Annotated in this window: 13 protein-coding genes and 2 pseudogenes; 2 read left to right on the top strand and 13 right to left on the bottom strand. The window is 57.3% G+C overall.

Features of this window, described 5'->3' with window-relative positions:
• Window positions 1–106: 106 nt before the first annotated feature.
• Window positions 107–1,027 carry a LysR family transcriptional regulator gene (locus B7L09_RS00210; protein ID WP_094467275.1) on the top strand — a complete coding sequence of 307 codons (921 nt, stop codon included), beginning with the start codon at window positions 107–109 and terminating at the stop codon, window positions 1,025–1,027.
• Window positions 1,028–1,058: 31 nt separating this feature from the next.
• Here B7L09_RS00210 and B7L09_RS00215 read toward each other — a convergent pair.
• Window positions 1,059–2,879, bottom strand: a pseudogene (locus B7L09_RS00215) (NAD(P)/FAD-dependent oxidoreductase); the annotation flags it as partial.
• 243 nt (window positions 2,880–3,122) lie between these two features.
• Between B7L09_RS00215 and B7L09_RS00220 the strand changes: the two are divergent.
• On the top strand, window positions 3,123–5,012 hold the full coding sequence (locus B7L09_RS00220) for a sigma-54-dependent Fis family transcriptional regulator (RefSeq protein ID WP_010460820.1): 1,890 nt from the start codon (window positions 3,123–3,125) through the stop codon (window positions 5,010–5,012).
• Window positions 5,013–5,491: 479 nt separating this feature from the next.
• On the opposite strand, the gene B7L09_RS00230 is transcribed toward B7L09_RS00220, so the two are convergent.
• From B7L09_RS00230 to xylA, 12 genes and pseudogenes are all read right to left on the bottom strand, one after another.
• The gene (locus B7L09_RS00230) at window positions 5,492–6,460 is read right to left on the bottom strand and encodes an EamA family transporter (RefSeq protein WP_042932016.1); all 969 of its coding nucleotides are present in this window, start codon (window positions 6,458–6,460) and stop codon (window positions 5,492–5,494) included.
• 244 nt (window positions 6,461–6,704) lie between these two features.
• Window positions 6,705–6,914 carry a hypothetical protein gene (locus tag B7L09_RS00235; protein WP_094467276.1) on the bottom strand — a complete coding sequence of 70 codons (210 nt, stop codon included), beginning with the start codon at window positions 6,912–6,914 and terminating at the stop codon, window positions 6,705–6,707.
• A gap of 122 nt (window positions 6,915–7,036) precedes the next feature.
• Complete coding sequence (locus B7L09_RS00240; RefSeq protein WP_094467277.1) at window positions 7,037–8,575, bottom strand: cryptochrome/photolyase family protein; 1,539 nt, start codon at window positions 8,573–8,575, stop codon at window positions 7,037–7,039.
• Window positions 8,576–8,600: 25 nt separating this feature from the next.
• The gene (locus B7L09_RS00245) at window positions 8,601–8,906 is read right to left on the bottom strand and encodes a DUF6482 family protein (RefSeq protein WP_094467278.1); all 306 of its coding nucleotides are present in this window, start codon (window positions 8,904–8,906) and stop codon (window positions 8,601–8,603) included.
• Between the two features lie 14 nt (window positions 8,907–8,920).
• Window positions 8,921–9,631 carry an SDR family oxidoreductase gene (locus B7L09_RS00250; protein WP_094467279.1) on the bottom strand — a complete coding sequence of 237 codons (711 nt, stop codon included), beginning with the start codon at window positions 9,629–9,631 and terminating at the stop codon, window positions 8,921–8,923.
• Between the two features lie 35 nt (window positions 9,632–9,666).
• Window positions 9,667–10,227, bottom strand: coding sequence for a GTP cyclohydrolase I FolE (gene folE / locus B7L09_RS00255; RefSeq protein ID WP_094467280.1), 561 nt, complete (start codon window positions 10,225–10,227; stop codon window positions 9,667–9,669).
• Window positions 10,228–10,381: 154 nt separating this feature from the next.
• Window positions 10,382–10,846, bottom strand: a complete 465-nt coding sequence (locus tag B7L09_RS00260) for a thiol-disulfide oxidoreductase DCC family protein (protein ID WP_094467281.1) — start codon at window positions 10,844–10,846, stop codon at window positions 10,382–10,384.
• 320 nt (window positions 10,847–11,166) lie between these two features.
• Window positions 11,167–11,337: pseudogene (locus tag B7L09_RS32190) on the bottom strand (aldehyde dehydrogenase (NADP(+))); the annotation flags it as partial.
• A gap of 210 nt (window positions 11,338–11,547) precedes the next feature.
• A complete protein-coding gene (locus tag B7L09_RS00270; protein WP_010460804.1) occupies window positions 11,548–12,684 on the bottom strand; it encodes a sugar ABC transporter permease in 1,137 nt (378 codons plus the stop codon).
• Window positions 12,684–14,240: a D-xylose ABC transporter ATP-binding protein gene (xylG, locus tag B7L09_RS00275; protein ID WP_010460802.1), complete on the bottom strand. Its 1,557-nt coding sequence runs from the start codon at window positions 14,238–14,240 to the stop codon at window positions 12,684–12,686. The genes B7L09_RS00270 and xylG overlap by 1 nt, the downstream gene beginning before the upstream one ends.
• 99 nt (window positions 14,241–14,339) lie before the next feature.
• Window positions 14,340–15,341 (bottom strand): D-xylose ABC transporter substrate-binding protein, encoded by a 1,002-nt coding sequence (gene xylF, locus B7L09_RS00280; RefSeq protein WP_010460800.1) that lies wholly within the window; start codon window positions 15,339–15,341, stop codon window positions 14,340–14,342.
• A 147-nt stretch (window positions 15,342–15,488) separates the two neighbouring features.
• Window positions 15,489–16,805 (bottom strand): xylose isomerase, encoded by a 1,317-nt coding sequence (gene xylA, locus B7L09_RS00285; RefSeq protein ID WP_010460799.1) that lies wholly within the window; start codon window positions 16,803–16,805, stop codon window positions 15,489–15,491.
• Between the last annotated feature and the right edge of the window lie 34 nt (window positions 16,806–16,839).

Here is a 16,839-nt window from a genome sequence, read left to right on the forward strand (position 1 = left end):
CTTTCCTATCTAGGTAATCAGGAGGAAGCCCATCATGACCAAAGCATCAAGGTTTAATTAGTCTTCAATGGGTAGAATCAGCTTCAACCAAAAGTTGGAGATGATCATGGAAACCCTGGGTAATCTTGAATCCTTCGTCCGTGCCGCGGAAGCCAGCAGCTTTTCCGAAGCGGCTCGGCGGATGGGGGTTTCCTCTGCTGCCGTGAGTAAGAATGTGGCGCGGCTTGAAGCCAATCTGGGTACGCGGTTGTTTCACCGCAGCACGCGAAGTCTCACCCTCACCGAGGCGGGAGAGTTGTTTTACCAACAGGTAGCGGAAGGCCTGGAAACCATCCAGGGCGCCATCCATCAGATAGGCGAAGCCCGAGAAGTCCCCGCAGGGCGATTGCGGGTCAATTTGTCACCGTCATTCGCTTACGATTATGTATTGCCATTGCTCAAGACCTTTAAGCAGCGTTACCCCGCTGTGGTGCCGGATTGGCATTTAGAAATCCGTCGCGTGGATTTGATCGGTGAAGGGTTTGATGTCGCTATCGGTGGTGGCATGGAATTGTCACCTGGCGTCGTGGCACGAGAACTGGCCAAACTTCATCTCGTGGCTGTCGCTGCTCCGTCATGGCTGGAAGGCAAGCCGCTACCCGCTGTGCCCAGCGAGTTGCAGGGGGTTGATGGCATCGTAATGCGTTCGACCAACTCAGGGCGTTTGCTGAACTGGACGCTTCGTGATCATGGGGAAGGGCGGTTCGACCTCAACCTAAAACCAACAGCCATCATGAACGACCCGGAAGCGCTGTGCAGCTGTGCTGTGATGGGGCTAGGCGTCGCGTTGCTTCCTTTGGACCGCGCGTGGCCCTGGTTGCAACGCGGTGAGCTGATTCGCTTATTGCCAGATTGGTATGTAGATCTAGGCGTGGTCTCGGTTTACTACTCTTCCAAAAAATCGTTGCCGGCCAAAACACGGGTGTTCATCGATTTTCTGTTGGCGCATTTTCAAGAATCGCTTTGCCAGCGCTTCCGTGCCGATTGACGGCTACGGAAATTGAGCCAGCATCATTGAAGCCAGCGTGATGACTCTTTGCAAGGCCGTAGATGGATGTGTCGATGCCTTCGAAGCGCGCCTTTAACTGCAACGCCAGATACAGCGAATAATGCCGTGACTGGTGCAGGTTGCCACCGTGGAACCAGAGGTTTTCCTGCTGTGTGGGCTTCCACATGTTGCGCAATTCGCCCTCATACGGACCAGGATCATTCGTGGTTCCAGACCCCAGTCCCCAGCAACGGCCGACCTTGTCAGCGACTTCCTGGGAAATCAGCTTCGCCGCCCACCCATTCATTGAGCCATAGCCCGTGGCGTAGACGATCAGATCTGCAGGTAGGCGGCTGCCATCGTTGAGGACGACGGCATCTGCTTCGATGCGTTCGACACCCAGGCCTGGCGCGCTTTTGAGCTTGATCGTGCCATTAGCGATGAGTTCGCAGGCGCCGACGTCGATGTAGTAACCAGAACCACGGCGGACGTACTTCATGAAAAGGCCAGATTCGTCATCACCGAAATCGAGCATGAAGCCGGCCTTGGTCAAGCGCTCGTAAAAGTCCTTGTCACGCTCCTTGATCGCTTCAAAGATGGGTTGATGGAAGCTTGGCATCACTTTGTAGGGGATAGAGGCGAATAGCATGTCAGCCTTGTCGGTGGTCAAGCCTGTCTCCAGGGCGTCTTCAGAGTAGAGCCCGCCGAAGACCAGCTCCATCAAGCTGTCGGAGCGTACGATGTGGGTGCTGGAGCGCTGCACCATGGTCACCTCGACACCGTTCTCCACCAAGTCGGCGCAGATATCGTGAGCAGAGTTGTTGGCACCGATGACAACCGCGCGCTTGCCGCGCCAGGCGTCCCCGCCTGGGTGGCGGCTGGAATGGTGCTGCTGGCCCTTGAAAATCTCAGCACCCGGGTAAACAGGAACGTTGGGGACGCCAGACATGCCAGTGGCGAGGATCAACTGGGTGGGCTGTAAAGTCACACGCTCGCCATCGCGCTGCACTTCAACCTTCCAGGTGCCACTTTGCTCGTCAAAGTTGGCACTCACGCATTCGGTACGCGGCCAATAATTGAGCTCCATGACTTTGGTGTACATTTCCAGCCAGTCGCCAATCTGGTCTTTTGGGGTGAAGACTGGCCAGTGATCGGGGAAGGGCAGGTAAGGCATATGGTCGTACCAGACAGGGTCGTGCAGGCACAGCGACTTGTAGCGACCGCGCCACTGATCTCCAGGACGCTCGGCTTTGTCGACGATCAGAGTTGGCACGCCCATTCGCTTGAGCCGCGCAGCGAGCCCCAGCCCACCTTGGCCGCCACCAACGATCAGGCAGTAAGGTTGGGTGGTAATGCCTAGCGAAGCTTCTTCATCTTGGCGACGCTCTAACCAGTTGCGTTTGTCGGCGTGGGTGTGACCATGACTTGCACCCATTGGACGACGGCGGCCACTGGGTTCTTCAAAGCCTTTGAGCTCGCGCATGGCTGTCAACAGCGTCCAGCACACACCGTCTTTTAGGCGAACGTAGCCTTTACCTCGCGCCGCTTCGGTTTCCAGGCTGATCCAACCTTCGAGCACACCGTCATTCAGCGTCGCTTCACCTTCCAGTTTCCATCGCTCAGGACGAGTCTGGTCGAGGCGTGCTTCGAGCATGTCTCGGATGGCAGGCTTGCCTTCGAGGGTCACCAGGTTCCAGCTGAAAAGTAGCAGGTCACGCCAGTGACACTCTTCGGCAAACAGTTCCAGTACGCCGTCCACATCACGTTGGGTGAGACGCTCGCCGAGGTTTTCGACCCAAGCCGCGAGTTGAGCAGTTGGCGTGTGCAGAGGTGTTTCAACAGCGATGTTCATGGGGCTTCTCCGATCTTGTTGTTTTTGTACAACTTGCCCCTCAGCAAGGCTCGGGCCACCTTCGCGAAAGCCCCATTGCAGAGCGGCTGCTGCGGTGTTGATCAGGCTTGGATTCGCAGATCTGTCACGATTCTGAAAATGGTGGATGACAGAGTGTCACTCGGTGCAAAAAGCGCTGGTTGCGATCTTTTCATATAAGCTGCGAACAGACCCGTGTCCTAACCGTAACGGAGAACAAGAATAATGAAGCCGGCCTTGATCAACGCCCATGCACAACAAGTGCTGCAAGCCGTGCAGGGTACTCACGCCACCCATGGCCCTATTGCTGACTTGGCCATCACACGATCCTGGCGCCGGTGCCTGGATCAATATCAGCTCGATCCTGCCAGTCGCCGCGCACCTAACGTGGTTGAGCATCCACGCTTGCAGGATCACCGCGCGCCACTGGAACACATCATCGCTGTGGCTCACTGGCAGATGAGCAACTTGCACCAACAGCTCGGACGTGATGGCCACGTGGTGCTACTCACCGACGCTCGCGGTGTGGCGATCGACAGCGTGTTCAATGACTCCGAACGAGCCGAATTGCAACGTTCCGGACTGTGGCTCGGTTCGGTATGGAGCGAGGATTGTGAGGGAACCAACGGTGTCGGCACCTGCCTGGTCGAGCGACAGCATGTCACTATCCGTCGTGATCAACATTTCCGTGGCAAGCATGCCGGCTTAACCTGTTCGGCCAGCCCGATATTTGATGCGAGCGGAGAGTTGCTCGCCGTTCTTAACCTCTCTTCTGTGCGAGAAGAACAAGGTCTTCAGCAGCACTTCAAAGCAATGGCATTGACCAACCTGACGGCCCATTTGATCGAGAGCTGTTATTTCCTGGGGCATGATCCGCAGCGATACTTGCTGCGCTTCCACCCGGAGTCCGGCTACGTCGGACTGTTGGGGGAGGGGTTGCTCAGTTTCGACGAGAGCGCTTGTATCTGTTCAGTCAATCATGCGGCGCTCGAGCTGCTGGGCCTCAGCCGTGAGCAGGTGGTTGGGCAATCTCTGACGATGCTGTTGGAGACACCTCTCGATCAGGTGATGAGTCAGGCCAGCTCGCAGCCAAGTGTCTGCTGGCCAATGCGGCTGCTGGACGGACGCCAGCTCTACGGACAGTTGCGAGAACCCTTACGCCGAGTGCCTTCCGGCACTCCTGCAATCCCCAAAATTGACGATGGGCAAGTGTGTCTCGAAGATCCGCGCTTGCAACGCGGCTTTGCTCGCGCATTGCGTGTTTTGGAGCGTGACGTACCCGTGTTTTTACAAGGTGAAACCGGTACAGGCAAAGAAGCTTTTTCTGCTGCGCTGCATCGTGCCAGCTCCAGGGTTAGCCAGCCGTTTATAGCGATCAATTGCGCGGCCATTCCAGAAACGCTGATCGAGAGCGAACTGTTCGGCTATCACGGCGGCAGCTTTACTGGCGCACGCAAGGACGGAATGATCGGTAAGCTGGAGCAAGCCCATGGCGGCATTCTATTTCTCGATGAGATCGCCGATATGCCCCTGGCGTTGCAGACTCGCCTGCTGCGGGTGCTGGAGGAACGTCAGGTGGTGCCCCTAGGCGGAGCGACGGCACGTCCTCTCGATATTCGCCTTATCAGTGCCAGCCACCAGGATCTGAACACCTGTGTGGTCGAAGGGCGTTTTCGCGAAGACTTGTTTTATCGCATTGCCGGTTTCTCCGTGCAGCTCCCACCGTTACGTGAGCGTTCAGACAAGGGTCGTTTGCTCGACCTTCTACTGCGCGAAGAGACAAAAGATGCAAGGATTCGGCTCGAGGCCGGAGTTAGAGAGCGCTTGCTGACGCATCCTTGGCCGGGTAATGTCCGGCAGCTGCGCACGTGTCTGCGCACACTGATAGCGTTGTCGATGGAGGGACGTGTCACTCTGGAGGACTTGGCGGAGTTGCTACCGGCAGTTCCAGCCGTGTTAGCCGAAAACCCACTTGGAGTGTCCGAACGGCAGACACTGCTAACGTTGATTGAGGCGGAACATTGGCACATCGCTCATGTCGCCGCCCGCCTGGGGATCAGCCGTAATACGCTCTACCGCAAACTGCGCCAGCATGGTATTTCGCGCCCCGGTTGAATGCCGAACCGCTGTGTCTGACTGACGTCTTGAAGGGTACCGGCCAAGTGATGTCGGTTTGAGTACATAAGCCCCAGACGTCTATTTTTCTGACTACCAGGGCAGTGCGGACGGCCGTAGGTTCTGGCAGCACTTGGCAGGGGCAAGTGAACGTGTTGTGAAGCGCAACAAGCAATCACAGGAGGTCTGGCTGGAGGCGGGCTACAACCCGGACCAAGCCTTAGCTTTCTTCACCTCACGTCGAGCTGCCATGAGCTCATCTACGAGACTCTGCCGCACATCCTCCTTAAGCGATGGATTAGAACATCGCCACAGCTGCCCTTTGACAACAAAGTAACGACCGTCAGGTGTTACTGGGTTCATTCCACACCTCCGATCTTCCAAAGGGCGCTCGTTCAATGAAGTCACAATGGATGACTACCTAAGTTCTCGGGTAGGACGGCGGTTACGTTGTTTAACCCCAAGCAGTATCCCTGCTATTAGCACTGTGCCCGTCGCGCTTTTTCGTCAGCCTTGATAGCTGATGTGCGATACGTCAGCAAAACGATACAGGTGACCACAATCGCCCCACCCAGAACCTGCCCCGCACTGAGCATCTGATCCAGCACAATCCAGCCCATCAGCAACGTCGCCAGCGGCTCGATGTTCATCACCGGCGCATTGCGTGGCATGTCCAGCCGAGGCACCAAAATAAACAGTACGATAAAACCCGTGCCGTACAGCACCACCAAGGTGGCAAGGGCCAACCATCCGGTTGACGTCGCGGGCAGATTTAGTCCGCCTGGAAGGGCGCCAGCCAACCCCGCAAGATTGACGCTGCCGAATACGATAAAAATGGTCAACAGACTGCGCACCGAACCACGTACCTGAGACAACTTGTGGTCAGTAATCCACAGCGCGCATGCGAATACGCTGGCGGCGCAGAACGCGAACACGACGCCCAGCAGCCATTCTTGGCTGACGTTGGTCGTGGTCGACACACGCCCGGGGACATCCAACACAAACACCAGCCCAACCAGAATCAAACCCATCAACGTAGCGGTGCGTGCAGTCGGTCTCGGGCCACCCACTACCCAGGTGAGCAACGCCAGCAAGATAGGAAACACGTTGGCCACCAGCAGCGCCAGCGCCACTGGGATCCGTGCTACAGCGGAGTACAGACACAGGCTCTGCACGGTAATCAGAAGGCCCAACAGCAACTGCCAGTGCCAGGTACCCGGCGGCGGACGCAGACTTTGTTTTTGCCACAACACCAGGATGGCGAGCACCAGCAAGGTCCCGCCAGAACGCATCAAAATCGCCAACAACACACCCGCGCCATCATCAAAAGCGACCCGTGCCGCCACATGGTTACCGGCGAACGCGCAGCCCATGCACAAAAGTATGATCACGGCGAGATGGCGGGGGAAGGGCGGCGGTATGGTTTGGGCATACGTAGGGCGGGGCATGGCAGGTCTCGATGAGTGATAGGCCGACTCAGGTGGCGGGGGCATTTTTATGATGTTGTCGTACAACTGGATTGGTTTGTATCGTATTCGAGTAGGCCGGGCAAGAGGGTTTCGGGCGTTGCAGGCTCTGGTATTGCGTTGGAGGGGGGATTTTTGCTTCTTTGGTTAATGATTGGAGATCGTATGACTAGGGTGCGCAGGCCTATTCCGACCATATTTTTTCTGATACGGATCATGGGGTAGATCACTCCGGTGCCATGAGCACCGCGAGAGTCATATTGATGAAATCTTCGTTCTTGCTAATGGTGTCCAGCGCTCCTCGAACGTTGCCGGCAACCTCCGCCGATCCGCGCTGCTCGACCCAAAGCGTCAGCTCCATGATCGCGGCTTCGAGTGCCAACTGGTTTTCATTGATCTTGTATAGCAGGGAAGGCAGCAGGTCTGAATTTGGCATCGCGATTCCTCCGTGGAAGAGGTCAGCGTAGCAGCAGGAGACTCTTTAGGAATAGATGGCCTTTCCAGCAAANANGGGAAGGCCGCACGTCACGCATGTTTTGACGGGGAGTTCACTCTTCTTCAAAACGACTCCCCTGCGTCGAGCCTGGCGAGCAGTTTCTGGCCGCGTTCCCAGAGCGCTTGTCGTTTGGGGTCAGTCATCCGATCGAGGTTTTTGTAGACCATGCCCATGCGCTGATTGCCGCGCAGAAGGTCGCCATGACGCATTAGGAAGTGCCAGTAAAGCGAATTGAACGGGCAGGCGTCCTCGGTCGTGCTTTCACTGACCTTATACGCGCAGTTGCGGCAGTAGTCAGACATGCGCTTTATATATTGGCCACTGGCGCAGTACGGCTTGGAGCCCAGGTATCCGCCATCGGCGTGCATGACCATGCCCAATGTATTGGGCAGTTCGACCCAGTCGAACGCGTCCATGTAGATCGCCAGGTACCAGTCGCAAATCTGGCTCGGTGCGATGCCGGCCAGTAGCGCAAAGTTGCCGGTCACCATCAGCCGCTGGATATGGTGGGCATAGGCGTGTTTCAAACTTTGGCCGATCGCCTGGCCCATGCAGTTCATTTGGGTGTCGCCCGTCCAATAGAACGCTGGAAGCGGCCTGCTGTTGCCAAACAGATTGCCGCTGGCGTAGTCGGGCATTTTCAGCCAGTAGACACCCCGTACATATTCACGCCAGCCAATGAGCTGGCGGATAAAACCTTCGGCGGCGTTCAATGGAATCCTGTGCGCCCAATACGCGGCCTCGACGTCGCTGCACAACTGACGCAGATTCAATAGGCCAATATTTAGCGCGGCGCTGATCCGCGCATGAAACAGGAACGGTTCATCAGTGGCCATGGCATCCTGGTAGTCGCCGAAGGCCGCCAGCCCCCAGTCGAGGAAGTAGTCCCACAACGCTTGGGCGTCGGCATGTGTAACCGGGTAGTCAAAGGTGTCGAGGGCGCCATAGTGGCTGGTGAAGTTTTTTGCGACCAGCGCCAGTACCTCCTGGGTGATGGCATCTGCCGTAAAGCGCATGGGGGATGGGGCTCTCACGCCTTTGGGCAGCGCCTTGCGGTTTTCTGCATCAAAGTTCCAAGCGCCGCCGACCGGGCTGCCATCGCCGTTGAGCAGCAGGCCACTCTTGCGCCGCATCTCACGGTAGAAGAACTCCATGCGCAGCTGCTTTTTGCCGTCGGCCCAGGACGAGAACTCAGCGCGGGTGCAGAGAAAACGGGTATCGGNATGCCACTGGATCGCCAAGCCACAATCTTTCAGCGACTGCTCCAGNCGCCAGTCACCGCATTCTGTCAGATGCAACTCATCCGGGTTCAGTCGCGACTGCCAACGCTGCAACTCTCCCGCTACCGATCCAGTATTGTGCGGATCATCGAGGGTGACGTATTGCACGCGGATGCCGCGTTGTTGCAGCGCCTGGGCAAAATGGCGCATCGCGCTGAAGATCAGTGCGATTTTTTGCGGGTGATGGGGCACATGGCTGGCTTCCTCCATCACTTCGACCAGCAACACCGTATCGTGCTCGGCGTCCAGNNCCTTCAATGAGGCNANGTCAAAAGACAACTGATCGCCCAAGACCAGGCACAGTCGGTGAGTCTTATTCATACGACAGGATCCAACGGAGGGTGACTTACCATGACGCAGTCAGCGAGAAAGGAATACGTAACGACTCAATGGGCCCTTCACGTGAACCGCACATCTCGTCATGGACGCACTGCTGCACAAGCACGCAGGGAAATGGCGGGACAAGCTGCAGCAACTCACGCAGGTGATTGATGGAGCGAAGGTGCATAGGCTTCGATGTATCGTCCAGCAGCGTGAACTGGCCGTGATCCAGCCCGACTCGCGCCAGATAAAAACCGCCTTCCAGAGACAGCAGCTCCAACTCACGTACTTCGCCATTCGCGGCCCGCTCGGTCAACGCTTGCAGATTCAAGGTTCACTCCCTGCCTACCACGGTAGGCGTTCTCCGATATAAGCAAAGAAATGGCCGCTGTCGGCAGGCGCCAAGCGGTCAATCAGAGATAACAACTCATGGGCAGCAATGCTCGCCGGCCTGGCTGCCGAGGCACCACGAAACGGGTGTGACAGGCCCGAAATTACCGTGCCGGGATGCAGGCTCAACAAGCGGGTCTGAGGGCGGGTTCGCGCTAGTTCGATCGCAGCCGTTTTAATCAACATGTTCAACGCTGCCTTTGAGGCGCGATAGGCATACCAGCCGCCCAAACGGTTATCGTCGATACTGCCCACCTTGGCGGAGAGCATCGCCATCGCGCCATGAGCGTCCAGCAACGGCAGGAAGTGACGCAAAACCAGCGCAGGCCCGAACGTGTTGACTTGAAAGACTGACTGCAACGCNTCTGCTTCAATCGCGGAGTAACTTTTTTCAGGCTTGATGTCGTCGCGATGGAGCAGCCCGGCGGCATGCAAGATCAACTGGTACGGGGCTTCTTCAGCTAATTCGGCGGCCGCCCTCGCGATACTGTCGGGCTCTTCCAGGTCCAATCCTGGAACACTTTTGCGCCCCAGCTCACGAACAACCGAGCATCGTGGATCTTCCTTCAGCAACTCACAAAACGCCGCGCCAAGCGCTCCACTAGGGCCTATCACTAAGACGCGGTAGCCGTCGCCAAGCGAGTTCATTGCAAAGGAACTGTTCATTTCGCCTCTCCCACACCGTGTGCGATTTCTGGGCCTTAACTGCGTCGCCCAATCAGTTGCAGGAACTCGAGACGCGTAGCGGACGACTCGCGAAAGGCACCCAGCATCACGGATGAGGTCATCACCGAATTTTGTTTTTCCACGCCCCGCATCATCATGCACATGTGCTTCGCTTCAATGACCACCGCCACGCCGGCGGCATCGGTGATGTGCTGNATGGCGTCGGCAATTTGTTTTGTGAGGTTTTCCTGGATCTGTAAGCGGCGGGCGAACATATCGACGACTCGGGCGACCTTTGACAGGCCCAGTACCCTGCCGGTGGGGATGTACGCTACATGAGCCTTGCCGATGAAGGGCAGCATGTGATGCTCACACAATGAATACAGTTCGATGTCGCGCACGATGACCATTTCATCGTTTTGCGATTCGAACAGTGCACCATTGATCACTTCCTCCAGGCTCATTGTGTAGCCATTGCACAGGTACTGCATCGCTTTGGCGGCACGCTTGGGGGTGTCCAGCAGACCTTCACGCTCAGGGTTCTCGCCTACGCCGACGAGAATTTCACGGTAATGTTCGGCTAATGATGGGTTCATCTTGATTCCTCGCAGCCATGCTGCGCTGTATGTGTCGGCAATCCTTGGCGGTAGGAGAGTATCAGCTGCGCACGATCTGACGCAGATAACACGAGCTTCGCGAGATCACCTGTGGCCCAGGTTCTTCATCAGGCCAATACCAAACTGAAGCGTTCTAGGGCTGCTTTGTTTTGAAGGTGATCAGCTCATCGGGTGCGGGTTTTGATTCCGGCAGCGCGCAACAGTTATCGACACATCGACGGCGGCCATCCGGGTGAGGTAACCAAGCCAAATGGGGGCGTAAGCGGCAAAACAGGCGATAACCCAGTTCAAGCAACGGGCGCAATGCACGCCACGTCAGTGGCGTTGCCCAAAAACCCAAACCGGCGGCTCGCCAGCTCCACAGGGTGGCGTCCAGGCCGGTTACCCAGCGTCCGTCAGCGAAACGGGCGTGCAACGACGACTGCATGTGCTCGAACGTAAACCCGAGTGCCTCGGCATCGAATGCACCGCTGCTGATGTCAATAAACAGCAGCTGACTCTCTGAGGCGCGTCGGCGCAGGATCATAATTTCGCGCGCACACAACGGACAGTTACCGTCAAAGTACAGCGTCAGTGGCCAATGCTCTTTATTGTACATTCATGATGGTCTTGTATAGGTTTTGTATAAGATAGACCCAAAAAAACCACCTGACAATGTGCTCCTTGCTTGTGCCTGTTCACCATCGGCCAATGCCACCCGCAGCCCGATGCACTCATCAGCCAGACCCTTGAGGGCGGCGTAAGTAGCTCGTCAATGGGAGTCCGGAATTTGCACATCAGGTCAAGGCGCAATTGCCAGGCTAGATGGACAGCATTGAAACCGCGCTCAGGAGCCTGGCGCTCATGTGCTACGTGTAATGTGCGATACCGTAAATCCGCCGGGCTTCATGAATCGCCTTGGTGAATCCCCCCGAAAATCAGGGCTTGCTGCAGTTGGTGCCGGTCATTAACCGCAACGACGACGACCACCGGGCCAAACACCTCGTGCTGAAGTAACTCGTCATTGTTGATCAGTAGCTCAGCGTCGGCTTCGAATAGCTGTGGATGAGCCTGGCTGCCTTCTTGATGATGGCCTGCTCGATGGTGAATTTGAAAAATTCCAGACGGATCCACCGCAAATGGCGTCTGCCTCTGTCCTACTCTTGAATACTCAGTGCTTGCCAGCTGAACCTCCCTCGACAAGATCAACGACCCTATATTGCTTGGGCGGTTATGTTCGGCATTGAAAGAGGGAGGCCTCGGCCTGAGGAAAAGGGCTTATGTCCAATGCGGTCGTGAATGATTTCATCCCGCAGCGGTTCAGCGTCGTCCGGTCCGGGTGCTCACGTCTATCCATACGGCCAACACCAAAATGCTGCCTTTGACGATCATCTGCCAGTAACTGTCGACGTCAAGCATGGACATGCCGTTGTCCAGGCTAGTAATGACCAGCGCGCCGAGGAGGGCACCGTAGACCGTACCGGAGCCCCCGCGCATGGAGGTGCCACCGATAAAGCACGCAGCGATGGCGTCGAGTTCGCCCATGCTGCCGGCCGAGGGCGAGCCGGCGGCCAGGCGCGCCGTGTTCACCACGCCAGCGAGCGCACACATTACGCCCATGATGCCGAAAATCCAGAGCTTCACGGCTTGCACATTGATACCGGACAGGCGCGTTGCTTCCATGTTGCTGCCCACGGAATAGACGCGTCGACCGAATACGGTCTGACTGGTCACGTAGCTGAACACACCCAACAGAATCAGCAGAAGCAGAACCGGCACGGGGATGCCGTCATAGCTGTTGAGCGTTTGGACGAATCCGGCCAGCACTGCACCGATCAACAGCACTCGAAAAACGTCACGCGCCAGTGAATGTGGCGCCAGACCATGGAGCGCGCGATTGCGCCGTTGTTTCCAGGTCAGGAACAGCGTCAATGCGAACAGCAGAACGCCCAGGGCCATGCCCATCGTGTGTGGCAAATAACCCTGGCCAATGTAAACAAACTCCGGCGACACCGGGGCGATGGTCGTGCCGCCGGTAATCCCCAGTAAAATGCCGCGAAAAGCCAGCATGCCCCCCAGCCCCACGATGAAAGACGGGATGCGCAGGTACGCGGCCATGTAGCCGTTGGCAAGACCGATCAGCAGTCCGCACAGGGCGACAAGGCTGAGATTCGCCAGCAGCGGTATGTGGTAGATCACGTCGAGGATGGCCGCCACCCCACCGAGCAAGCCCAGCAATGAGCCGACCGACAAATCGATCTCGCCACTGATGATGACCAGCACCATGCCGCAGGCAAGAATCCCGGTGATGGACATCTGCCGCAGCAGATTGGACAGGTTGCGCGGTGTTAGAAATCCGCCCTCGGTCTGCCAGCTGAAGAACATCCATATCATTGCCACGGCAACCAGCAGCGCGAGCATTTTGTAGCGGGTAAAAAGTTGTTTGACCTGATTCATTACGCGGGTATCCGATCATTATTGTTATAGCCACCAGATTGACTGAGTGCAGCGGCGAGCACCTGTTCCTGGGTGAGTTCGCGGTTGATGAAGTCGCCACGCAACTGCCCCTCGCCGATGACCAATACTCGGTCGGACACACCTAGCACCTCGGCCAGCTCCGAGGAAACCATGATGATCGACACGCCTTCGGCCGCCAGCGCTCCCATCAACTTGTAGATTTCGTACTTGGCGCCGACATCCACCCCCCGGGTGGGCTCATCGAGGATCAGGACCCGGGGTTTGGTCAGCAGCATCTTCGCCAGCACGGCTTTTTGCTGATTGCCGCCGGAGAGACTGGTAATCGGCAGGAACGGGCTCGCGGTATTGAGGTGCAAGCGCGATATTTCCCGATCGATGCAACCCAGCTCGGCTTCGGCATCAATGCGGGTCAGTTTCGAGTAACCGTCCAGCACGGCCAAGGTGATGTTCTGGCCGACGCCCAGGTCTGGAATGATGCCTTGGCGCTTGCGGTCCTCGGGCACCAGGCACAGGCCGGCACGGATTGACTTGAGCGGTGTGCGGGTGTCGATGGGTTGGCCGTCCAGCCAGACCTCGCCTTCATGGCGGCCGGGGTAGGCGCCAAACAGCGCGGTCACCAGTTCTGTACGGCCTGCGCCGACCAGGCCGGCAATTCCGAGGATTTCCCCACGTTTGAGAACGAACGAAATATCGTCGACCCGTTTGCGTTTGGGGCTATCGACGTCGTAGCAGGTGATGTGACGGGCCTCGAAAATCACGTCGCCGATGTCGTGCGGCTCGGTAGGGTAGAGGTTGCTCATTTCCCGTCCGACCATCTGGGTGATGATCTGCGCAATATCCATGTCCGCCATGGCGGTCGTGGCGATGTGCTTGCCGTCACGGATCACTGAAATGGTGTCGCACACGGCGGCCACTTCGTCGAGCTTGTGGGAGATGTAGACGCAGGCAACACCCTTGGCCTTGAGGTCGCGGATGATGTCCAGCAACACTTCGATTTCTGAGCGGGTCAGGGCCGATGAAGGCTCGTCGAGGATCAGCAGGCGCGCTTGCTTGTTCAGTGCCTTGGCAATTTCCACCAGTTGCTGATAGCCACCGCCGTACTGCGAAACCGGTAGCGACACGTTCATGTCCGGCACTTTCAGTTCACGCATCAAGGCTTCGGCACGGTGGATCATCGCCGGGTAATTCATGCGCCCACCGGGCAGCGTCAGTTCATGGCCCATGAAAATGTTCTCGGCCACCGACAGGTCGGGAACCAGCGTCAGTTCCTGGTGAATGATGACGATACCGGCGGCTTCGGTTTCGCTGATGGATTGGGCCTTGAGCGGTTGACCATCCCAGAGAATTTCGCCGTCCCAGGTGCCATGGGGGTAGACCGCCGAAAGGATTTTCATCAGTGTGGACTTGCCGGCGCCGTTCTCGCCGCACAGTCCAACGCACTCACCCGGCCTGACTTTGATGTCGATGCCATTGAGCGCTTTGACACCGCCGAAGGTTTTGACGATACCGTTCATTTGCAGCAGATAATCGGGCATGGCAGAGACTCATGAGCGTGAGGTATGTGGCTGACACTGCAGGAACCAGGGGCTGGCCGGGCTCCCGCAGCGGGCCGTTGAGACGTTACGCTCTGCTGTTCATTTCCCGGCAATCTGTGCCTTGGTGTAGAACCCGTCCTGCTCCAGCAGGTCAATGTTGTCCTTGGTCAACGGGGTTGGCGTGAGCAGGATGGTGTCCACTTTTTTGCTGCCATTGTCGTACTGCGAGCTATAGGCGGGTTTCTCGTTACGCGCCAGTTGTACCGAGAGTTTGGCGGCTTCGGAGGCGATGAGTTTCAGCGGCTTATACACGGTCATTGTTTGAGTGCCATCGATCACTCGCTTGACCGCTGCGAGGTCAGCGTCTTGTCCCGAAATCGGCACCTTGCCAGCCAGTTGCTGAGACGCCAATGCCTGGATGGCGCCGCCTGCCGTGGCGTCGTTGGAGGCAACGATGCCATCGATTTTGTTGTCGTTGCGGGTCAAGGCGTTTTCAACAATGCTCAGTGCTTCGGTCGGGCTCCATTCCTTCACCCATTGTTGGCCAACAATCTTGATGTCCCCCTTGTCGATGGCCGGCTGCAGCACTTTCATCTGCCCTTCGCGCAGCACTTTTGCGTTGTTGTCGGTGGGCGCGCCACCCAGCAGAAAGTAATTGCCCTTGGGCGCTGCGTGCAGCACGCCGCTGGCCTGCATTTCGCCGACCTTTTCGTTGTCGAATGAAATGTAAGCGTCGATATCGGCGTTGAGAATCAGACGGTCATAAGACACAACCTTGATTCCGGCCTTCTTCGCTTCGGCGACGGCGTTGGTCAGGACGGTGGCATTGAACGGCACGATGACGATCACATCGACGCCGCGGGAAATGAGGTTTTCGATTTGCGAGATCTGCTTTTGCTCGTTGCCATCGGCCGATTGCACGAAGACCTTGGCGTCCATTTTATCCGCTGCCGCGACAAAGTAATCGCGGTCCCGTGACCAGCGCTCCAGCCGCAGATCATCAATGGAGAAACCGATTTTCGGGTGGGCGGCATCGGCCATCACCGGCAACGACAGCAGAGCCAAGGCGCCGGCCAATAGCGTGCGTTTTACGTTCTTCATGGTGGTGCGTCCTTTTATTGTTGTTGGAAAGACACTGCCTGATGATGAGTATCGGGCTGGTAGGACTGTAGAGAGTCGGCAGGCGTTGCGGACACAGATTTGTCGCGTAAATGTCACAGCCCCGTTGCCGACTGACTTCGCTGGCGATCAGCGATAGATGAACCGGTTGACGACGTTCTCGAGCATCTCCTGCCTGCCGCTGACGGCTTGCGGGTTCAGCTCGTTAGCGAATGCATGTTCGGCCAGTGACTGGAGGTTGAAGTCACCCGTCAGCACCGCCTGCCCGAACGGCTGCTGCCAGCCGGAGTAGCGTTGATCCTTGAGTTGCTGCAGTCGGTCGTTCTGAACCATGGTGGCTGCCCGTTCCAGGGACAGGGCAAGAACGTCCATTGCACCGATATGGCCATGGAACAGATCAATCTCATCGAGGCTCTGGCGGCGGACCTTGGAGTCGAAGTTGAATCCGCCATTCATGAACCCGCCGGCCTTGAGAATTTCATAGGTCACCAGGGTCATTTCTTCGACGCTGTTGGGGAACTGATCGGTGTCCCAACCGTTTTGCGGATCACCGCGGTTGGCGTCGATGCTGCCGAAAATCCCCAGCGAGACGGCCGTCGCAATCTCGTGATGAAAGCTATGGCCTGCCAGGGTTGCGTGGTTGGCCTCGATGTTGACTTTGATTTCCTTTTCCAGACCGAACTGCTGGAGAAAGCCGAAAACGGTCGCGCTGTCGTAATCGTATTGGTGCTTGGTCGGTTCCTGTGGCTTGGGTTCGATCAGCAGGTCGCCTTTGAAGCCGATCTTGTGCTTGTGCTCGACCACCATGCGCATGAAGCGGCCCAGTTGTTCGCGTTCACGTTTCAGATCGGTATTGAGCAAGGTTTCGTAACCTTCGCGACCGCCCCACAACACGTAATTGGAGCCTTTCAGGCGTTGGGTGGCGTTCATGGCGCTGAACACCTGGGCGGCGGCGCAGGCAAACACTTCGGGGTCCGGATTGCTGGCGGCACCGGCGGCAAAGCGTGGGTTGCTGAAACAGTTGGCGGTTCCCCACAGCAGCTTGATTGCGCTGTCTTCCTGATGTCGCTCCAGGTGATCAACCATTTGCGCGAAGTGGTTGCGGTACTCCTTCAGCGAATTGCCCTCCGGGGCGACATCCGTGTCGTGGAAGCAGTAATAGTCGATACCCAGTTTGGAGAAAAACTCGAACGCGGCGGCCGCCTTGTCAATGGCCACCTCCATCGGGTCGCCGGTGTGTTGCCACGGGCGCTTGAAGGTTGCTGCACCGAACACATCGGACCCTGGCCAGACGAAGGTGTGCCAATAACAGGCAGCCATGCGCAGGTGTTCACGCATGGGTTTGCCGAGGATGACTTTGTCGGCGTCGTAGTGCCGGAAGGCGAGAGGCGAGTTGCTGTCAGGGCCTTCGTAGCGAATCTGGTCGACATTGGGGAAGTACGGCATCAGGCAAATGTCCTTGTTGTTCTAGGCGGTGTCC

This window comes from Pseudomonas mandelii (assembly GCF_002251635.1).
GTDB classification, from domain to species: domain Bacteria; phylum Pseudomonadota; class Gammaproteobacteria; order Pseudomonadales; family Pseudomonadaceae; genus Aquipseudomonas; species Aquipseudomonas mandelii_B.